At 61.9% G+C, this 19,745-nt stretch carries 16 protein-coding genes; 8 read left to right on the top strand and 8 right to left on the bottom strand.

Translation table 11 applies throughout. The annotated features are described in order from the left end of the window. Positions 1–80 precede the first annotated feature (80 nt). Genes LDJ84_RS05040 through LDJ84_RS05015 form a run of 6 tightly spaced genes read left to right on the top strand, consistent with a single transcriptional unit; the run spans position 81 to position 7,905 of the window. Entirely contained in the window at positions 81–560 is a 480-nt protein-coding gene (locus LDJ84_RS05040) for a GspH/FimT family pseudopilin (RefSeq protein WP_226045997.1), read from the top strand. After that, the gene (gene pilV / locus LDJ84_RS05035; protein ID WP_226045996.1) at positions 557–1,117 is read left to right on the top strand and encodes a type IV pilus modification protein PilV; all 561 of its coding nucleotides are present in this window, start codon (positions 557–559) and stop codon (positions 1,115–1,117) included. The genes LDJ84_RS05040 and pilV overlap by 4 nt, the downstream gene beginning before the upstream one ends. 1 nt (position 1,118) lies before the next feature. Further along, entirely contained in the window at positions 1,119–1,919 is an 801-nt protein-coding gene (locus LDJ84_RS05030; RefSeq protein ID WP_226045995.1) for a prepilin-type N-terminal cleavage/methylation domain-containing protein, read from the top strand. Further along, positions 1,916–2,446, top strand: a complete 531-nt coding sequence (locus LDJ84_RS05025) for a PilX N-terminal domain-containing pilus assembly protein (protein WP_226045994.1) — start codon at positions 1,916–1,918, stop codon at positions 2,444–2,446. The genes LDJ84_RS05030 and LDJ84_RS05025 overlap by 4 nt, the downstream gene beginning before the upstream one ends. Positions 2,447–2,460: 14 nt before the next feature. Further along, the gene (locus LDJ84_RS05020; RefSeq protein WP_226045993.1) at positions 2,461–7,449 is read left to right on the top strand and encodes a PilC/PilY family type IV pilus protein; all 4,989 of its coding nucleotides are present in this window, start codon (positions 2,461–2,463) and stop codon (positions 7,447–7,449) included. A gap of 15 nt (positions 7,450–7,464) precedes the next feature. Continuing rightward, positions 7,465–7,905 carry a type IV pilin protein gene (locus LDJ84_RS05015; protein ID WP_226045992.1) on the top strand — a complete coding sequence of 147 codons (441 nt, stop codon included), beginning with the start codon at positions 7,465–7,467 and terminating at the stop codon, positions 7,903–7,905. A gap of 68 nt (positions 7,906–7,973) precedes the next feature. Here the strand turns inward: LDJ84_RS05015 and ispH are convergent, their stop codons facing one another. The 6 genes from ispH to murJ all read right to left on the bottom strand — a co-directional run bounded on the left by ispH (position 7,974) and on the right by murJ (position 15,387). After that, positions 7,974–8,918: a 4-hydroxy-3-methylbut-2-enyl diphosphate reductase gene (gene ispH, locus LDJ84_RS05010; RefSeq protein ID WP_065084220.1), complete on the bottom strand. Its 945-nt coding sequence runs from the start codon at positions 8,916–8,918 to the stop codon at positions 7,974–7,976. Positions 8,919–9,015: 97 nt separating this feature from the next. Continuing rightward, a complete protein-coding gene (gene fkpB, locus LDJ84_RS05005; RefSeq protein ID WP_226045991.1) occupies positions 9,016–9,453 on the bottom strand; it encodes an FKBP-type peptidyl-prolyl cis-trans isomerase in 438 nt (145 codons plus the stop codon). Further along, a complete protein-coding gene (gene lspA, locus LDJ84_RS05000) occupies positions 9,446–9,955 on the bottom strand; it encodes a signal peptidase II (RefSeq protein WP_226045990.1) in 510 nt (169 codons plus the stop codon). Before lspA ends, fkpB begins: the two co-directional genes overlap by 8 nt. Then, positions 9,948–12,782: an isoleucine--tRNA ligase gene (gene ileS / locus LDJ84_RS04995; RefSeq protein WP_226045989.1), complete on the bottom strand. Its 2,835-nt coding sequence runs from the start codon at positions 12,780–12,782 to the stop codon at positions 9,948–9,950. Before ileS ends, lspA begins: the two co-directional genes overlap by 8 nt. 21 nt (positions 12,783–12,803) lie before the next feature. Continuing rightward, positions 12,804–13,742: a bifunctional riboflavin kinase/FAD synthetase gene (ribF, locus tag LDJ84_RS04990; RefSeq protein WP_205339098.1), complete on the bottom strand. Its 939-nt coding sequence runs from the start codon at positions 13,740–13,742 to the stop codon at positions 12,804–12,806. A gap of 106 nt (positions 13,743–13,848) precedes the next feature. After that, positions 13,849–15,387 (bottom strand): murein biosynthesis integral membrane protein MurJ, encoded by a 1,539-nt coding sequence (gene murJ, locus LDJ84_RS04985; protein WP_226045988.1) that lies wholly within the window; start codon positions 15,385–15,387, stop codon positions 13,849–13,851. Positions 15,388–15,640: 253 nt separating this feature from the next. On the opposite strand from murJ, the gene rpsT reads away from it, so the two are divergent. Further along, entirely contained in the window at positions 15,641–15,910 is a 270-nt protein-coding gene (gene rpsT / locus LDJ84_RS04980) for a 30S ribosomal protein S20 (protein WP_009617555.1), read from the top strand. Between the two features lie 200 nt (positions 15,911–16,110). Continuing rightward, a complete protein-coding gene (locus LDJ84_RS04975) occupies positions 16,111–17,955 on the top strand; it encodes a hypothetical protein (RefSeq protein WP_226045987.1) in 1,845 nt (614 codons plus the stop codon). 105 nt (positions 17,956–18,060) lie between these two features. Here the strand turns inward: LDJ84_RS04975 and LDJ84_RS04970 are convergent, their stop codons facing one another. Both LDJ84_RS04970 and proB read right to left on the bottom strand, forming a co-directional pair. Beyond that, positions 18,061–18,516: a CreA family protein gene (locus LDJ84_RS04970; protein ID WP_226045986.1), complete on the bottom strand. Its 456-nt coding sequence runs from the start codon at positions 18,514–18,516 to the stop codon at positions 18,061–18,063. A gap of 11 nt (positions 18,517–18,527) precedes the next feature. Continuing rightward, positions 18,528–19,646, bottom strand: a complete 1,119-nt coding sequence (gene proB, locus LDJ84_RS04965) for a glutamate 5-kinase (RefSeq protein WP_226045985.1) — start codon at positions 19,644–19,646, stop codon at positions 18,528–18,530. Positions 19,647–19,745 lie beyond the last annotated feature (99 nt).

The raw sequence follows: 19,745 nt of genomic DNA, 5'->3' as shown, positions 1-19,745 counted from the left end.
GAACGGTCATCCATAGAAAAAAGACATTTCCTACGAGACTAGGCAGCATTGCCACTATCCAAAAAGTGAGGAATGCGCTCATGTCGCGCCGCAAGGGGTCAGCTGGATTCACGCTGATCGAACTATTGATTGTCGTGACCCTGCTGGCTGTCTTCGCGTCCATCGCGTTGCCCAGCTTCCAGTCCTTGATACGCAACAATCGCACGCAAAGCACGGCGAACGAGCTGTTCGCATTGTTGCAGTACGCACGTAGCGAAGCGGTGACACGCAATCTATCCATCACTGCAACGACAGCCAGCGGTAGCTGGGTCATCGCTCAGGGCAGCACTTCCATGCGCTCGATGAGCGTCCCCCCTACACCGATGAGCGTCAGGCCTGCCAGTGCAACGCTAACCTTCTATTCCAACGGCACGGCCTCGGCCAATACTGATGTCTATGTGTGCCAGGACGGCAACGCATCCAATGGTTTTCTCATTTCGGTCAAGGCCAGCGGCATGATCAAGCTGTGGCCGCGGGGCAAAAGTAGTGCCACCGAGGCGCTGGGGAGTTGCGGATCATGAGTCGGCGTCCAATCCATCAATCCGGCTTCAGCATGATCGAGGTGCTGGTCGCCCTGCTGCTCATCTGTATCGGCGTGTTGGGCATGGTCGCCATGCAGGGGCGCACCATTCAGTACAACGTGGACTCCACTCAGCGCAGCAACGCCGCCATGCTGGCCAACGAGTTGCTGGAGACCATGCGCAGCAATCGGGACAAGGTCTACAACGCCGCTAACAGCATCAACGGTAGTTCGCCGTATTTCAAATTGGGTACTACCGCCTACCCGACAGCTCTGGCCGCCAACGAATGCCAGCCCCTGCCACCAAACTCCAATGCCGCCAAGCAGCTCAGTTGCTGGCTGACGCGTGTTCGACAGGTGCTTCCCGACGCAGCCGCGCTGGGTAGCGAGGTACATGTTTGCCAGGCTGGCGACTCCATCGGCACCTGTGGCTCCACTGGCCGAGGCGTGGAAATCCAGCTCGCCTGGCGGGTGAAGGATGGCGAATGCATGGATACCACCAGCGCCTCGGGTACCGATGGGACCATTTGCCACTACCGGATACGGGCGGAGATCTGACATGCGCACTTTCAGCAACGCCCAGACAGGCTTGTCGTTGATCGAGTTGTTGGTGGCATTGGCCATTAGCAGCTTCCTGGTCCTAGGCATCACCCAGCTCTATGTGGACAACAAGAACAGTTTTCTCTTCAATTCAGCGCAGATCGAGAACCAGGAAAACAGCCGCTACACCTTCATGATCCTGGACCAGGAGTTGAGCAAGGTCGGCTACCGTCGCCGCCCGGACCAGTCCTTCGAAACAGCTTTCCCCGCCACGAGTACCGGCGCGCCGTCAGACTGCAGCTTCAGTGCCGGCCAGGCCGTTGCCTTGCCCAGCAGCGGTGGCGGCTTGTGCATCCGCTACCAGCCGCGTGATCGCAATGATCGTGACTGCCTGGGCAACCTGCCGACCAGCAGTGCCGTCCCCAATACGCCTTATACCGACGCCAGTGTGGTGATCATGGAGAAGTTCACCGTCAACGCCGACGGGGACCTGCTGTGCGCCGTGGGAACCAACGATGCGCTGCCCGTACTCAGCGGCCTGTCGGACATCCAGTTCGAATACGGCGTCGGCCCCGCGACGACCGACCGCCTGGTAGACACCTACACGGCGACCCCCGCCTCCCTGCCCATCCGTGCGATTCGCTACTCGGCACTGATGGCCAGCAGCCTCAACGTGCGCAAGGGCGGCGATAGTCTGACGCTGTCGCAATGGAAGACCCGCTACCCATCGTCCACGCCCAACACCAGCACCTCGTTCGACAGCGGCCAGTTGTTCCAGGTCGCCCAGGGCACCATTACGCTCAGGAATCTGCTGCAATGAAAGCATCCCGCCAAGCACAACAGGGCGCGATCCTGTTCGTCTCGCTGATCATCCTGCTGATCGTCTCGCTATTGGCGATATCCAGCGTTCGCCAGTCGACCCTGGAGTCGCGCATCACCGGCAGCGTGATCGAGGAGAAGCGCCTGTTCAACAGCGCCGAGTCCGGCCTGCGCAATACCGAGGCGACCATTGCCACCTCCATGCTGCCGCCCGACCAATGCCCTTCCCCTGCGGTGCTCCCTTGCCTGTGGAACAAGACCCCGGTGTATACCCAGGACTTCAGTGACGGCCTGACATACACCGGCAAAGGGCTGTATCCAGCTGCCACCGACGGTATCACCACCGCGGTCACCCGCTACATGATTTCCGCGCCCACCGGCGGCTCTTCCGGCCAGACCCTGAACCCGGAGTACGGCAACATGATGCTGGGTACCGGCACCTTCATGTACGAAGTGAATAGCCGCGCCACCAGTAATGGACGCGAAGTTCCGGTGCGCTCGGTGATGGCGCGCGTATTCAACAACTGACTCCAGGCCCAGATATGAAGAACCCGACCTGTTTTTCGGCCAACGCGCGTTCGGCCGCCCTGCTCGGCCTGTTGCTCGCTTGCGGCGTAGTACATGCGGACGTCGACATTTCCAACACACCGGTGTTCGTCAACGACTCGGTGCCGCCCTTGAACATGCTGGTGATGGGACGTGATCACAAGCTCTACTACGAGGCTTACAACGATGCTTCCGACCTCAATGGCGACGGTATCCTCGACGTGGGATACAAGGGCTATCTGAGCAAGGCCAATGGCGGCATCGATTACTACGGGTATTTCAACTCGTATGCCTGCTACGACTATTCAGACGGCAAGTTCGTCCCCTCGGTGGCGACCACCAACAAGCAGTGCACCGGCAAGTGGAGTGGCGACTTCCTCAACTATCTGGCCACCTCCCGCATGGACGCACTGCGCAAGGTGCTCTACGGCGGTTTCCGGGTGGAAGACACCACGAGTTCCACCGTACTGCAGGCGTCCTACATCCCGCAGGATGCGCACACCTGGGGTAAGGAGTACCTGAACCAGGCGCACGATGGCTACCTGATCAGCAGCTATACACCGCTCTCCCAACCCGCTCCCGGTTACCGCCACCTGTTCGCCGTGACCTCGCTGACGCAGGACACCGGCATTCCCCAGTTGCGGACCCTGACCAACACGACCTTCCGCATCTGGAACTGGGTTTCCAAAGAGCGTCCGGTAGCGGGCACGGATTGCGTGAACAGCTCAGGCGCTACCGTAACCTGTACCAGCGGAGGGCCCAGCAACTCCTGGGCACTGGTACCCGCCGATCAGCTTTCCAATCTCACCTGGAGCATCTGGAAGGACAGTACCGCCACGTCCACCAACAAATCCCAGATGGACACGCTGTTCAACGCCACCAATAGCGGCAGCAGCACACTTTGTGGCAGCGGCACCCTGCCCTTCAGCAACTTCAATACCGGACAGAACTTCACCAACCCCTGGACCGGCAGGAACAACAACAACTGCACTCAGGATGCATTCCACACCCAGATCACAGGCACGCTGACGCCATCGATGACCGGAACCTACGAATTCTCGGTCGATGGTGATGACGCAGTGGAATTCCAACTCAACGGCACCGTGATCGCCTCCGCCTATGGCGACCACGGTGCCACCGGCGCTGGCGGCAACGGCACCACCGGCTCGATTTACCTGACAGCAGGCCAGGCCTACACCATCAAATATCGTCATGAGGAAAACGGTGGCGATGCCAGCTTCTATCTCTACTGGAAGACTCCGGCATCCGGCACCAGCGCCATGACCGATCGCAACATCAAGGTCGTGGCCTGCCCCTCCGACGCCACGCTGCGCGAAAGCAACTGCACCGCCTACGGCCAGAGCGGCGTCAAACCCACCGGCATCCTTCATGACTACGGTGCCAGCAACAAGATGTACTTTGGCCTGCTCACCGGCTCGTTCCAGAAGAACATCAGCGGTGGCGTGCTACGCAGCAAGATCCAGAGCTTCGTCAAGGAATACAACGCCAGCACCGGCCAGTTCTGTTCCTCGGGCACCAACATCTGCACCAACACCGACGCCGTGACCAACGGTATCGTGGCGACCATCAACAAACTGCGCATCATCGATTTCAACTACAACAGCCAATCGTATGGTTGCGGCTGGATCACCACGCGGCCCATCACCCAGAACGATACCTGCTACATGTGGGGTAACCCGATTGGCGAGATGATGTACGAGACGTTGCGCTACTTCTCCGGCGCCACCGCTCCAACCAGCACCTACGATTACGGCACCGGCAGCAGCAAGGACGCCGATCTCGGCCTACCGCGCGTCGGCACCTGGACGCCGCCCTACCGCTCCTCCGCCAGCGCCACCGATGGCTATCCGCTGTGTTCGGTGCCGGCGATGACCGTCATCAGCGACATCAACCCCTCCTATGACTTCAAACTGCCGGGCAGCAACTTCTCCACCGAGGTCAGCGCACCCAGCAGCGGCCCGTTGTCGGGGCTGAACGTTTCCACCGAAGCGGACGCCATCTGGACCAAGGAGGGTGGCGGCACCCGCAACATCTTCATCGGTGAGTCCAATGGCGTTGCAGACAGTGCGCCCACCCCCAAGGCCGTGAGCAACCTTTCAACCGTCCGCGGCCTGGCACCGGAAGAGCCGAGCAAGCAAGGTACCTACTACTCGGCCGCAGTCGCTCATTACGGCGCTCGCACCGCCATTGGCGGCACCAAGAAAGTCCTGACCTACACCGTGGCGCTCGCCTCTCCGCTGCCCACCATCAAGTTCCCGGTCACCGTCTCGGGCACGACCAGCACCATCACGGTGGTGCCTTTTGCCAAATCGGTAGGCGGCAGCAGCATCGACCCCAACGGCGCCTTCCAGCCCACCGACCAGATCGTCGACTACTACGTCGAAACCTTCGCCAACACCGCACCGGCTTGTAACGGCGGCGCGCCCAGCGTCGTGACCGACTGCGATGCAAACGTCAACGGTGGCCGTCCGTACGCCAAGTTCCGCATCAACTACGAGGATGTGGAACAAGGTGCCGACCATGACATGGATGCCATCTCCGTCTACGAACTGCTGGTCAATGCTCAGGGCAAGCTGGTCATCAACATGACTTCCGAGTATGCGGCCGGCGGCATCGACCAACACATGGGGTATGTCATCTCGGGCACCACCCACGACGGCATCTATCTGGAAGTCAAAGACCAGAGCGGTTTGAACGTCGCTTATAAGCTCGATACGCCCGCCAACCAGATTCCGGGCTACTGCAACGTCAGTGGCACCAAGCCGGCGGCTTGTACTCTGACGGCGCTGAACTCCAGCCGCACCTTCGACATTTCCGGCAATCCGGCGGCGACCTTCCTGCAGAACCCGCTGTGGTATGCGGCGAAATACGGTACCACGGCAGCCAACCCCGACGCCGATGGCGACGGCGTGCCGGACAACTACTTCCTCGTCACCAACGCCCTGACGCTGAAAGACCAGCTCAACAAGGCCTTCAACGATATCTATCAACGCAACAGCTCCGTCTCGGCTCCCACGGTGGATCGCATGCAGGCCGGCGCGTCAGTGTCCGACGACCGTTCCGTCTATCGCACCAACTTCAAGGTTGAAGACTGGTCCGGCGACCTCATCAAGGAAACCGTGAGTCCGGTGGACGGCAACCGCACGGTCAACTGGCACGCCAGCGTACCTTCCAGCCGCACCATCAAGTTCAAGGGAAGTTCAGGGTCGCTGGTTGACCTGACCTATGCCAACCTGGCAGGTCTCTCCTATAACGGCACGTCGCTGCAAAGCACCCTGACGCAGGGCCAGCTCAACTATGTACTGGGTTCGCGCACCGGTGAAGGAACCGATTATCGTCGCCGCGACTCGTTGCTCGGCGATATCGTCAACTCCAGCGTTGCGGTGGTTTCCGGCGCGCAGTACCTGGCCTATCTCGCCGGCGCCATCGATGGCGGTAACGCGAAGTACCAGGCTTTCATTGCGGCCAAGAAGGACCGCGCGAAGCGCATCTATGTGGGCGCCAACGACGGCATGCTCCACGTCTTCGATGACAACGGCAGTGAAGTCTTCGCCTACGTCCCACGCGCCGTCATACCCAACCTGCAGTATCTGAGCAGCCGCGATTACACGGCCTCGCAACACCGCTGGTACGTGGACGGCGCCCTTACCGTACGCGACGTGTACTTTGACGACGACTGGCACACCGTGCTGATCGGCAACCTGGGAGCCGGCGGCAGATCGGTATTCGCTCTGGACATCACCGATCCGGCGAACATCTCGCTGCTCTGGGAGTTCAGCGAAGAAACCGCGGCGACCAAGGACACCACCAACACCACGCTGAGCAACATGGGGTTCAGCATCCCGACGCCGGTGGTTGCCCGGCTGCACAGCGGCCAATGGGGCGTACTGATCCCCAACGGCTATAACAGCGCCAACAACGGTAGCGGCAAGGCGGTCATGTTCGTCCTGAACATCAAGACCGGCGCCGTGCTAAGCACCCTGGTCGCGCAAGGTGCGGCAGGCACCAACGGCCTGTCGAGCATCCGCGGCGCAGACAACAACGGCGACGGCATCATCGACTACGCCTACGCCGGCGACATGCAAGGTAACCTGTGGCGCTTCGACCTGCTCGATACCAGCTCCAGCACGCCGTTCGCCAGCACCAACGTCAACGCCTCCACGTTCAAGGTATCGTTCGGCGGCTCGCCGCTCTACAGCGCCAAGGACGGGACCACCAGTGCCGCGCTGGGCCAGCCGATCACGGCAGCTCCGTCACTGGTACGTCATCCGTCCATGACCGGCTATCTGGTCATGTTCGGCACCGGCCGCTACCTGGGAAGCACGGACAAGGTATCGCCCTTCCAGGTGCAGTCGCTGTATGGCATCTGGGACAAGCAGACGGCTGGCGAGGCCGCCGCCAACACACCATCGCTGAACCGCGGCAATCTGCAGGCGCAAACCTTCACTTCGCAGGTCAACGGTGCCAGCTTCAGCAACCCGGATACCTCGGGCTCGGTCAGCCAGGACATTCGCCTGCTGAGCCAGGAAGCCGTGAACTGGACCACCAAGAGCGGTTGGTACCTGGATTGGCGCGTCGGAACGTCCAGTTCGGCACTGGTGGGTGAACGGGTAGTGGATGAAATGGCCGCCCGTGGCCAGGTACTCTTCGTCAATACCCGCACACCGAACCTGGACGTTTGTCAGGCGGGGGTGGAAGGCTGGTCCTACGGTATCGATCCGTACACCGGCGGCCGCTCCAGCTTCAACGTGTTCGACTTCAACCAGAACTCGAAGATCGACAGTGGTGACGCCTATGTCAACGGAACCAACAGCAGCGTCGTCAGTGGCTACAAGACACCGGCCGGCGGCTCGGCGCTATCGGGCGACCTGCGCTTCACGTCGGATGGAGCCCCCATGAAAGTCAACTTCGGCCCCGAATCCACGGGACGCCAATCCTGGCGCGTGATTCCGCAGAGCAATTGATAAGAGGCAGTATTCATGAGAGTGCAACGTGGCTTCACGCTGATCGAGATGATGATCACCGTGGCGATCATCGCGGTCCTGGCGGCGATCGCCTACCCCAGTTATCAGCAATACGTCCTGCGCGGAAACCGCACCGAGGCACAGGCGCTTCTCAATGACGCGGCCACCCGCCAGGAGCGCTACTTCGCGCAGAACAATGCCTATACCGATGACCTGAGCAAACTCAATATGCGTAACAGCAGCGGAACCGGTACTTCAGCCAGCGTGCAGTCCGATACCGGGCTCTACACCTTGACCCTCAGCACCACCGCTTCCAACAGCGGTGGCTACCTGCTGACCGCAACCCCTCGGCGCGCACCGCAGACTTCAGACAGTCAGTGCACGACCCTCACTCTCAATGCCTTGGGCGTCAAGGGATCTAGCGGATCGGCTGCCGCTGCCGAATGCTGGCGCTAATTTTCACCAGTTGAAAAAAAGCCCGATCAGTTGATCGGGCTTTTTCTTGTCCGGACTTTGGCCCTGGCTCAGAGCGCCTTGACGCGCAACTCCTTGGGCATCGAGAAGGTAATGTTCTCCTCCCGCCCATCCAGCTCCACCTCGGGCTCCGCGCCCCAGTCGCGCAGTTGCTGGATCACGCCGCGTACCAGCACTTCCGGAGCCGAGGCGCCGGCGGTGATGCCGATGCGTTGCACGCCGTCGAACCATTCCCTCTGCATGTCCTCGGCGCCGTCGATCAGGTAACCGGGGGTACCCATGCGCTCGGCCAGCTCACGCAGGCGGTTGGAGTTGGAGCTGTTCGGGCTGCCGACCACCAGCACCAGGTCGCACTGGTCGGCCAGTTCCTTCACCGCGTCCTGGCGGTTCTGGGTGGCGTAGCAGATGTCGTTCTTGCGTGGGCCCTGGATGTGCGGGAATTTCGCGCGCAGGGCATCGATGACCTTGGAGGTGTCGTCCATCGATAGGGTGGTCTGGGTGACGAAATGCAGCGCTTCGGGATTGCGCACTTCCAGCGCGGCGACGTCTTCCTCGTCTTCCACCAGGTAGATGGCGCCACCATTGGAGGCGTCGTACTGGCCCATGGTGCCTTCGACTTCAGGGTGGCCTTCGTGGCCGATCAGGATGCACTCGTGGCCGTCACGGCTGTAGCGCACGACTTCCATGTGCACCTTGGTCACCAGCGGACAGGTCGCGTCGAAGACCTTCAGACCGCGGTTCTCGGCCTCCTTGCGCACGGCCTGGGAAACGCCGTGGGCACTGAAGATGACGATGGTGTCGTCCGGTACCTGGTCCAGCTCCTCGACGAACACCGCGCCGCGGTTGCGCAGGTTCTCCACCACGAACTTGTTGTGCACCACTTCATGGCGCACGTAGATCGGCGGGCCGAAGACGTCGAGGGCGCGGTTGACGATCTCGATCGCCCGGTCGACGCCGGCGCAGAAGCCGCGGGGATTGGCGAGTTTGATTTGCATGGTGGCCTCGGGTGCTACGCAAGCCGGCCCACGAGGGGCCGGTAGGAATACATCGCCTGATGCGAAACGGCCCACTGAATCCGGGCCGGCCGCACGATCAGGCTGATTTCACATCAATGATATCGACTTCGAAGGCGAGCGTTTTGCCAGCCAGCGGATGGTTGAAGTCGATGGTGACGTGTTGCTCGTCGAACTCTTTGACGACGCCCGGCAGCTCGGTCTTGGCGGCATCGTTGAAGATCACCAGCAGGCCTTCGGCCAGTTCCATGCCCTGGAACTGGTCGCGCGGCATCACCTGCACATTGGCCGGGTTCGGCTGGCCGAAGCCCGCTTCCGGTTCGATGGTCAGGGTGCGCTTATCGCCGGCCTTGAGGCCGAACAGCGCCTGCTCGAAGCCCGGCAGCAGGTTGCCGTCACCGACCTTGAAGGTGGCCGGTTGCTTGTCGAAGGTGCTGTCGACGACGTTGCCGTCTTCGAGTTTCAGGGCGAAATGCAGGGTGACTTGGGAATCACCACCAATACGGACATCAACCATTGGCGGTCTCTCCGGAATTTTTCGATTTGAACATGTCCAGCGCCAGCATGATGGCGCCGACGGTGATGGCGCTGTCGGCCAGGTTGAAGGCCGGGAAGCGCCAGCGGTCCTGCCAGTGGACGAGGATGAAGTCCACCACGTGGCCCAGGACCATGCGGTCGTACAGGTTGCCCAGCGCGCCGCCCAGTACCAGGGCCAGGGCGATGGCCAGCCAGGTCTCGCCGCGCTTGAGGCGTTTGAGCCAGACCACCAGCACGACGCTGACCACGATGGCGATCAGGGCAAACAGCCAGCGCTGCCAGCCGGAGCTGTCGGCGAGGAAGCTGAACGCGGCGCCGGTGTTGTAGGCCAGGGTCCAGCTGAACAGGTCGGGGATGACCACGATCTGCTGGTACATGGTCAGCTCAGCCTGGAAGAAGGCCTTGGAGACCTGATCCAGGACGAACACCAGCACGGTGATCCACAGCCAGGGCAGGCGACCGAAGCGATCGGCGTTAGGCATAGTGACGCACCTCGCCCGCGCCTTCGATGTTCTCGACGCAGCGGCCGCACAGTTCCGGGTGAGCGGCATTGCTGCCGACATCCGCGCGGAAGTGCCAGCAACGGCCGCACTTGGCGTGGGAGGACTTCACCACCTGCAGCTTCAGGCCCGGCAGTTCACTCGCTACCGCATCGGCGGGCGCGGCGGACAGCGGCGCGACGGTGGCGGCGGAGGTAATCAGCACGAAGCGCAGCTCGTTGCCCAGCTTCTCCAGGCGCTTGGCCAGGGAGTCTTCGGCGTAGAGGGTGATCTCGGCCTGCAGGTTGCCGCCGATGGTCTTGGCGCTGCGCAGGTTCTCCAGTTCCTTGTTCACGGCGGCCTTGGCAGCCATGACTTCATCCCAGTAGGCGCGATCCAGCTCGGCGTCGGCCGGCAGTTCCGCGAGACCGTCGTACCAGGTGGTCAGCATCACCGACTCGGCGCGCTCGCCCGGCATGAAGCTCCAGATTTCCTCGGCCGTGAAGGCCATGATCGGCGCGATCCAGCGCACCAGGGCCTCGGCGATGTGGAACAGCGCGGTCTGGCAGGAACGGCGGGCAACGCTGTTGGCCTGGGTGGTGTACTGGCGGTCCTTGATGATGTCCAGGTAGAAGCCGCCCAGCTCCTGCACGCAGAAGTTGTGCACCTTGGAGTAGACGTTCCAGAAGCGGTAGTCGCGGTAGGCCTCTTCCAGCTCGCGCTGCAGCTGCAGCGCGCGGTCGATGGCCCAGCGGTCCAGGGCCAGCAGCTGGTCGTTGGGCAGCAGGTCCTTGGCCGGGTCGAAGCCGGACAGGTTGGACAGCAGGAAGCGCGTGGTATTGCGGATACGACGGTAGGCGTCGGCGCTACGCTGGAGGATCTGCTGGGAAACGGCGATCTCACCGGAGTAGTCGGTGGACGCAACCCACAGGCGCAGGATGTCGGCGCCCATGCTGTCGATCACGGTCTGCGGCACCACGGTGTTGCCCAGGGACTTGGACATCTTGCGGCCGGACTCGTCCACGGTGAAGCCGTGGGTCAGCAGTTGGCGGTACGGCGCATGGCCGTCGATCGCGCAGCCGGTCAGCAGCGACGAGTGGAACCAGCCGCGGTGCTGGTCGGAACCTTCCAGGTAGAGATCGGCGGCCGGACCGCTGGCATGGCCCAGCTCGGCGTGGGAGCCGCGCAGCACGTGCCAGTGGGTGGTGCCGGAGTCGAACCAGACGTCCAGGGTGTCGTTGATCTTGTCGTACTGCGCGGCTTCATCGCCCAGCAGTTCGGCGGCGTCGAGCTTGAACCAGGCTTCGATGCCCTCTTTCTCGACGCGCAGGGCCACTTCTTCCATCAGTTCGACGGTGCGCGGGTGCAGCTCGCCGGTGGCCTTGTGCAGGAAGAACGGAATCGGTACGCCCCAGTTGCGCTGGCGCGAGATGCACCAGTCCGGACGGCCGGCGATCATGCCGTGCAGGCGCGCCTGGCCCCAGTTGGGCACGAATTCGGTCTGGGTGATGGCTTCCAGCGCGCGCTCGCGCAGGGTGGCGCCGGTCTGCGGCTGCTTGTCCATGCCGACGAACCACTGCGCGGTGGCGCGGTAGATCAGCGGGGTCTTGTGGCGCCAGCAGTGCATGTAGCTGTGGTTGATGGCCGCGTGCTTGAGCAGCGCGCCAACTTCGTCGAGCTTGGCGACGATATTCGGGTTGGCCTTCCAGATGAACTGGCCGCCGAAGAACGGCAGGTCGGCCACGTACACGCCGTTGCTCTGCACCGGGCTGAGGATGTCGTCGTTGACCATGCCGTACTGCTTGCAGGTACGGAAGTCGTCCTCACCGTAGGCCGGGGCGGAGTGAACCACGCCGGTGCCGGCGCCCAGTTCGACGTACTCGGCCAGGTAGACCGGCGACAGGCGCTCGTAGAACGGATGACGGAAACGGATCAGGTCCAGCGCTTCGCCTTGTGCGGTAGCGATGACCTTGCCTTCCAGGCCATAACGCTGCAGGCAGGACTCGACCAGCTCCTCGGCCAGCACCAGCAGGCGCTCGCCGGTATCGACCAGGGCGTAGGTGAATTCAGGGTGAACGTTCAGCGCCTGGTTGGCCGGAATGGTCCAGGGGGTGGTGGTCCAGATGACGATGGCGGCCGGCTTGGGCAGGCTGGCCAGGCCGAAGGCGGCAGCCAGCTTGCCTTCGTCTTCCACCGGGAAGGCGACGTCGATGGCGTCGGACTTCTTGTCGGCATACTCGACTTCCGCCTCGGCCAGGGCCGAACCGCAGTCGAAGCACCAGTTCACCGGCTTCAGGCCCTTGAACACGAAGCCCTGCTTGACCATCTCGGCGAGGGCGCGGATTTCGCCAGCCTCGTTGGAGAAGTTCATGGTTTTGTAGGGGTTGTCCCAGTCACCCAGCACACCCAGACGGATGAAGTCGGCCTTCTGCCCTTCGATCTGCTCGGCGGCGTATTCACGGCACAGTTCGCGGGTCTTGTCCGCCGGCAGGTTCTTGCCGTGGGTGGTCTCGACCTTGTGCTCGATCGGCAGGCCGTGGCAATCCCAGCCCGGCACATAAGGGGCGTCGTAGCCGGCCAGGGTCTTGGAGCGGACGATGATGTCCTTGAGGATCTTGTTGACCGCGTGACCGATGTGGATGCTGCCGTTGGCGTAGGGCGGGCCATCGTGCAGGATGAATTTCGGGCGACCTTCGCCAATCTTCCGCAGCTTCTGGTACAGGCCAATGTCGTTCCAGAGCTTCAGGGTCTGCGGCTCGCGCTGCGGCAGGCCGGCTTTCATCGGGAAGTCGGTTTCGGGAAGGTTCAGAGTGGCTTTGTAATCGGTCATCTCAGGGCCTGTTCAGGATCTTCAATCAAGCGGTTGGCCCAGCCAGTAGGCTCGGGCGGCGGCGATGTCGGCGAGGATGGCCGCCTTGAGTGCCTCGAGCGAGGCAAAACGCTGCTCATCACGCAGCTTCTGGTGGAACGTGATATCCAGGTGCTGGCCGTACAGATCGCCGGCGAAATCCAGCAGATGCACTTCCAGATGGGGCCGACCGTCGCCATTCACGGACGGCCGGGTGCCGATGTTGGCAACCCCGTTCTGGCGCTGACCAGCCACCATCGTGCTGACCAGGTAAACGCCATTGAGCGGCGCCTTGCGGCGCTTGAGCTGGATGTTCGCGGTGGGCGAACCCAGCGTGCGCCCCAGCTTCTGCCCGTGCAGCACGCGGCCGCTCAGGCGATACGGGCGCCCCAGCAGGCGCTCGACCATGTGCAGGTCGCCGTCGGCCAGGTCCTTGCGGATACGCGAGCTGCTCACACGCATGCCGTCGACTTCCACGGTGGTCGCGGCTTCGACGGTGAAGCCCTGCTCCGCACTGGCGTTGACCAGGAAGGCGAAGTCGCCGGAACGGTCGCAGCCGAAGCGGAAATCATCGCCCACTTCCAGATGGCGAACGCGCAGGCCCTCCACCAGCACCTGGCGAACGAACTCGGCGGCCGACAGCTCGCGCAGACGGCGGTTGAACGCCAGGCAGAGGACAAAGTCGACGCCGTACTGGCGCAGCAGTTCGAGCTTCTCGCGCAGGCGGCTCAGGCGCACCGGCGCGGCATCGGGCGCGAAATATTCGCGCGGCTGCGGCTCGAAGATCACCACGCAGCTGGGCACGCCCAGCTCCAGCGAACGCTCGCGCAGACGCCCCAGGATCGCCTGGTGGCCGAGATGGACGCCGTCGAAATTACCGATGGTGGCGACACAGCCCCCGGACAGGGGCCGCAGGTTGTGAAGGCCTCGAAGCAGCTGCATAGCGCGCGTATTGCTCAGAAAGTGGTCGATTATACCCGCACCCGCCGCCGCGCGACAGGCAAAATGCCGTCGCCGCAAACGGATGCAATGCTTTGCCCGGCGAAGGCTACAGCACCGCGCGGCGGGAGAAGTCCCGCAGGCGGAAGCCGAGAAGCGCCAGCATACCGAAATAGGCGACCACACCGGCCACCACCAGCGCACCCAGGCGCACCAGGCGAATCGGCATGCCGCCCTGATCCCAGGCCGGCATGAAGTGCATCATGCCAATCAGCACCGCGCACATCACCAGTACAGCTACGACTAATTTACCGATGAACTTGCCCCAGCCCGACTGCGGCTCGAACAGTTGCTGCTTGCGCAACTGCCAGAACAGCAGCCCGGCATTCAGGCAGGCCGCCAGGCTGATGGCCAGTGCCAGGCCCGCATGCTTGAGCGGGCCAATGAACACCAGGTTCATCAGTTGGGTGGAAACCAGGGTGAACAGAGCGATTTTCACCGGTGTCTTGATGTTCTGCCGCGCATAAAAGCCCGGCGCCAGCACCTTCACCAGGATGATGCCGAGCAGGCCGACCGCATAAGCGATCAGCGCGTGCTGGGTCATCAGGGCGTCGTGGGCGCTGAACTTGCCGTACTGGAACAGCGCGACGGTCAGCGGCTCGGCGATCACGGCCAGTGCCAGGGAGCACGGCAACACCAGCAGGAAGCACAGGCGCAAGCCCCAGTCCATCAGCCGCGAATACTCGTGACGGTCATCGCTGGCGTAGGTCTTGGCCAGCGACGGCAGCAGGATGGTGCCCAGCGCCACGCCGAGCACGCCGGACGGCAGCTCCATCAGACGATCCGCGTAGTACATCCAGGACACGGAACCGGCAACCAGGAACGAGGCGAAGATAGTGTTGATGATCAGCGAAATCTGGCTGACCGAGACACCGAGGATCGCCGGCCCCATCTGTTTCATCACGCGCCAGACGCCGGAATCGCGCAGGTTGATGCGCGGCAGCACCAGCATGCCGATCTTCTTCAGGTGCGGCAGCTGATAAAGAAGCTGCGCCAGGCCGCCAGCCAGTACCGCCCAGCCCAGCGCCATGATCGGCGGGTCGAAGTACGGCGTCAGGAACAGCGCGAAGAGGATCATGCTGACGTTCAGCAGGGTCGGCACGAAGGCCGGCACCGAGAAGCGGTTCCAGGTATTGAGGATCGCCCCCGCCAGGGAGGCCAGCGAGATCAGCAGGATATAAGGGAAGGTCACCCGCAGCAGGGAGCTGGTGAGTTCGAACTTCTCCGGCGAATCGACGAAGCCGGGCGCCGTCACCCAGATCACCCAGGGCGCAGCGAGCATTCCCAGTGCGGTGACCAGCGCCAGAATCAGCGTCAGCAGACCGGACACATAGGCGATGAAGGTGCGCGTCGCCTCCTCGCCCTGCTGGGTTTTGTACTCCGCCAGGATCGGCACGAAAGCCTGGGAGAAGGCGCCCTCGGCGAATATGCGGCGCAGCAGGTTGGGCAGCTTGAAGGCGACGAAGAAGGCGTCGGTGGCCATGCCGGCGCCGAACATGCGCGCGACGATCGTGTCACGCACGAAGCCGAGCACCCGCGAGATCATGGTCATCGAGCTGACCGCGGCCAGCGATTTGAGTAGGTTCATAGCGTCCAAAACAGGTAGAATGGCCGCCCCTGCCGGGCGCGGCACTGGCTTCGAGCGACTGCTCGAGCGCCAGGCGAAGCGCAGCAGTGTAGGGCCGTGGTGCGAATAAATCACCCCGTCCACCGGCCAGTGTGCGCCCGTCGCACCGCTCGTCGGAGGTTGCCCATACCCTTGACAAGGCCTTGATGCAACGGCATTATTCGCGGCCTTAATTTATTCGCAACATCCCAAGTTTTTTTCGAGGAGCTCGACGGTGGCCAACACACCTTCCGCCAAAAAACGCGCCAAACAGGCTGAGAAGCGTCGCAGCCACAACGCCAGCCTGCGTTCCATGGTTCGTACCTACATCAAGAACGTAGTCAAAGCAGTCGACGCCAAGGACCTGCCGAAGGCCCAGGCCGCTCTGGTTGCTGCCGTACCGGTCATCGACCGCATGGCTGACAAAGGCATCATCCACAAGAACAAGGCCGCTCGCCACAAGAGCCGCCTGAACGCCCACGTGAAGGCCCTGGCCACTGCGTAAGCGTTCCGTTCTTGAAAAACCGGCCCCAGGGCCGGTTTTTTATTGCCTGCGATTTGCTTGCCGGACACTTATCCACAGGGCTGTTTTTCTGCAGGCAAAAAGAAAGGGCGGTCAACCCAAGCCGTTCGCTTAAGGTGTTGAAATTTTGGAGCGCATAGCCTTATCTGAGGCTATGCGCTTCATCATTTCGGGTATGCACCTTGCAGAAGATATCTTCCGATGGCCATGAGGCTTCCCTCAGGCAGGTAGGCAGTGGGCATGAGGAGTCCCCTTCCCGCGCAGCCAAGCAGCGGTCGCCAGCCAGCTATGGCGGGATTCAGGTCAATTTCTGCAAAAGCCCGGTTTGCACAAATTTCGGCGTAACCATAGCAGAAAAGCCCAAGGCGAACAGCGATACGCCAAACCCCTATCGTCTTTCAGGGGCAGGAAGGAATTTTCCAGTCGCTAAATGCAATGCATGCGGAGAGAGCTTCCCCCTCAAGAGCAACAAAGGGGTTTTCGAAGAATTATCCCGGATGCTGGCTGCCCTTGACCCTCCCGCCGTTGCTTCCTGCCCAGTAGCCAATTGCTCCAATCACCAAATCCCTGTTTCCGAAGGTAAGCGGTTCTATTCGGCGTATGGCCTCACGCGGTCTGGAAGCCAGCGCTATCTCTGTAAGGGCTCGGTGGATGGCCGTGCTTGCGGGAAGACCTTCGCAGTAGCTACCAAGTCCACCATCCGCCAGCGCCTGACGCACAAGAACAAGGTGATCTTCGCTGCCCTGGTGAACAAGGTTCCTCTGCGGAGGATCGCCGAGTTCGTTGGCATCAGCGGGCAGACCGTTTACGACAAGATCAACTTCCTCCACCGGCAGTGTGTGGCGTTTTCGAGCAGCCGGGAGGCCCTGATTCGGGAGAAGGATTTCGAGCGCCTGTACCTGAGCGTGGATCGGCAGGAGTACCTGACCAACTGGATTCGCAGGGCGGACAAGCGCAACACGGTGGTTGCTGCCGTCACCACGGCGGACAACGCTTCGGGCTACGTCTTCGCCAGCCACCTAAATTTCGATCCGAGCCTTGATCCTGCTGCGGTCGAAGAGGACGCCAAGCAAGTCGGTGATGATTCACTGCCGTTCCCGTACCGCAAGTACGCGCGACTCTGGATGGAAGCCGACTACATTGCGGCGATGGCCTCCACTGCGCGCTCTCGCAGCTCGGGAAACCTGGAGAAGGACATTGAGATTACCTATGCCAGCTCCGAGCAGCGGCAGGATGTGGAAAGCCCTGACCAGCCCGAGTTGTCGGAGAAACTCCCGGAGCGGGGAATGCAGGTGCATGCCGAATACACCCTGTATGCCCACTTCATGTACCTGCACCACCTGTTCGGTAAAGTAGGCAAGATCCGCTTCTTCCTAGATCAGGACTCAGGGATACGGGCAGCTTGCTTGGCAGCCTTCCAGGATGAAATCCGGAACCGTACCGCTGATGCGTTCTACGTCAGGATCAGCAAAACGACGACCGTTGATGAGAAGCGCAGGCTGAAACATCAATCCGACAAGGCCGTTGCTAAGACCATAGCGGAGCATCCAGGCATCGACCGACATCAGGCGACGCTGATCCTGATGCGACAACGGATTGAAGCTGCACAGGCCATTGGCAAGTGGAAGGATCGTTGGGTGACCCACCCTATCTCTACCATGAACGAGCCGGAGAAGGCGCTCTGCCATCTGACTGATTTCGGGGATTACGCCCCGGATCACGCTGCGGCGTTATACAACAAGGCCAGCCTGCAAGGCGTTGACTCCTTCTTCAATCGGGTACGGCGACGGGTGGCAATGCTTGAGCGAGGCATTAAGTCCCAATCGAATGCTGGCCGGGTCTGGTATGGGTATGCGCCTTACAACCCTGTTCAAGTCCAGAAGCTGCTGGACATCTTCAGGACAGTCCACAACTACGTGCTTCTGGGCTCAAAGGACAAGAAATCGCCCGCAATGAGGCTTGGTTTGGCAAAGGGAACCGTTTCTTTCGAAGACATCATTTACTTCAAAAGAGATGGCCAGGAGTAACTTGCTGATTTTAATGAGAAAAACAAAGAAAAATCCCGGCACTAATGGCCGGGATCTTTCAACACCTTAAGCGAACGGCTTGCGGTCAACCCGCCCTTTTCTTTCTTACTTCTCAGGCCACGGCATGATCGGGATCGCCGTCACCGCATTCTGCGGACTGCCCTCGATCACCCGGTCGCTGTAGACCAGATAGACCAGCGCATTGCGCTTCTTGTCGAAGAAACGCACCACCTGCATGGTCTTGAACACCAGAGAGGTACGCTGCTGGAACACCACCTCGCCGTCCTTGAGCTCACCCGCAAAGCGGATCGGCCCCACCTGGCGACAGGAGATCGATGCCTCGGCACGATCTTCCGCCAGTCCCAGACCACCCTTCACACCGCCAGTCTTGGCTCGCGACAGGTAGCAACTGACACCCTCCACCTTGGGATCATCGAAAGCCTCAACGACGATCTTGTCGTTAGGCCCGACCCATTTGAAAACAGTGGACACCTCACCGACCACATCGGCGCGGGCCAATGCCGGCAGCAACAGCAGTGCAGCGATCAATCCCTTGCGCATGCGAACGCTCCTCAGACCAGAACCAGGTTGTCGCGGTGCACCAGCTCCGGACCATCGACATAACCCAACAGACCTTCGATCGCGTCGGTCGGCTGGCCGATGATCTTTTGCGCCTCGAGCGCACTGTAGTTGGCCAGCCCACGGGCGATCTCGCGCCCCTGCTGATCCACGCAAACCACCATCTCACCGCGCCGGAAACTGCCCTGCACAGCCTTCACACCGACCGGCAGCAGGCTTTTGTGATCCTGCGACAGCGCCTTCACCGCACCATCGTCGAGCACCAGGGTGCCGCGCATCTGCAGGTGGCCGGCCAGCCACTGCTTGCGCGCGGCCTTGCGACTCTGCTCGGGAGTCAGCAGCGTACCGAGACGCTCACCCACACGCAGGCGATCCAGCACGCGCTCGATACGACCACCAACGATGACCGTATGTGCACCGGAACGCGCCGCGAGACGGGCCGCGCGCAACTTGGTCTGCATGCCGCCGCGCCCCAGCGCGCCGCCCGTACCACCAGCCACGGCATCCAGCGCCGCATCATCGGCACGAGCCTCGAAGATCAGCTGGGCATCGGGGTTATTGCGCGGATCGGCATCGAACATGCCATCGCGATCCGTGAGGATCACCAGCAGGTCAGCCTCGACCAGGTTGGCCACCAGCGCCGCCAGGGTGTCGTTGTCGCCGAAGCGGATCTCGTCGGTGACCACGGTGTCGTTCTCGTTGATCACCGGGATCACACCGAGATCCACCAGCGTGCGCAAGGTGTTGCGCCCGTTCAGGTAGCGCTTGCGATCGGACAGGTCATCATGGGTCAGCAGCACCTGAGCGGTCTGCAAGCCATGCACGCCGAAGCTCGACTCCCAGGCCTGCACCAGGCCCATCTGCCCCACCGCGGCGGCCGCCTGCAGCTCGTGCATGTCACTAGGTCGGGCAACCCAACCCAGGCGACTCATGCCCGCCGCCACAGCACCGGAAGACACCAGCACCAGCTCGACGCCCGCGCAATGCAGCGCGACCATCTGCTCGACCCAGACCGCCATGGCGTCGCGATCCAGACCGCGACCATCGGCGGTCAGCAACGCACTGCCAATCTTGACTACCCAGCGCTTGGCGCCAGTGACCTTCTCACGCATAGCCTCAACCTTAACAATCAGGCGGTTCGGTTCATCCCCGCATCCACGGGGAACACTGGAGGACCCGGCAGCCTGGGCCGCCGGGCTACACGCTACAAA

The organism is Pseudomonas sp. HS-18 (assembly GCF_020401845.1).
GTDB lineage: Bacteria > Pseudomonadota > Gammaproteobacteria > Pseudomonadales > Pseudomonadaceae > Pseudomonas > Pseudomonas nitroreducens.
This window is presented reverse-complemented; position numbering and strand designations above follow the sequence as displayed.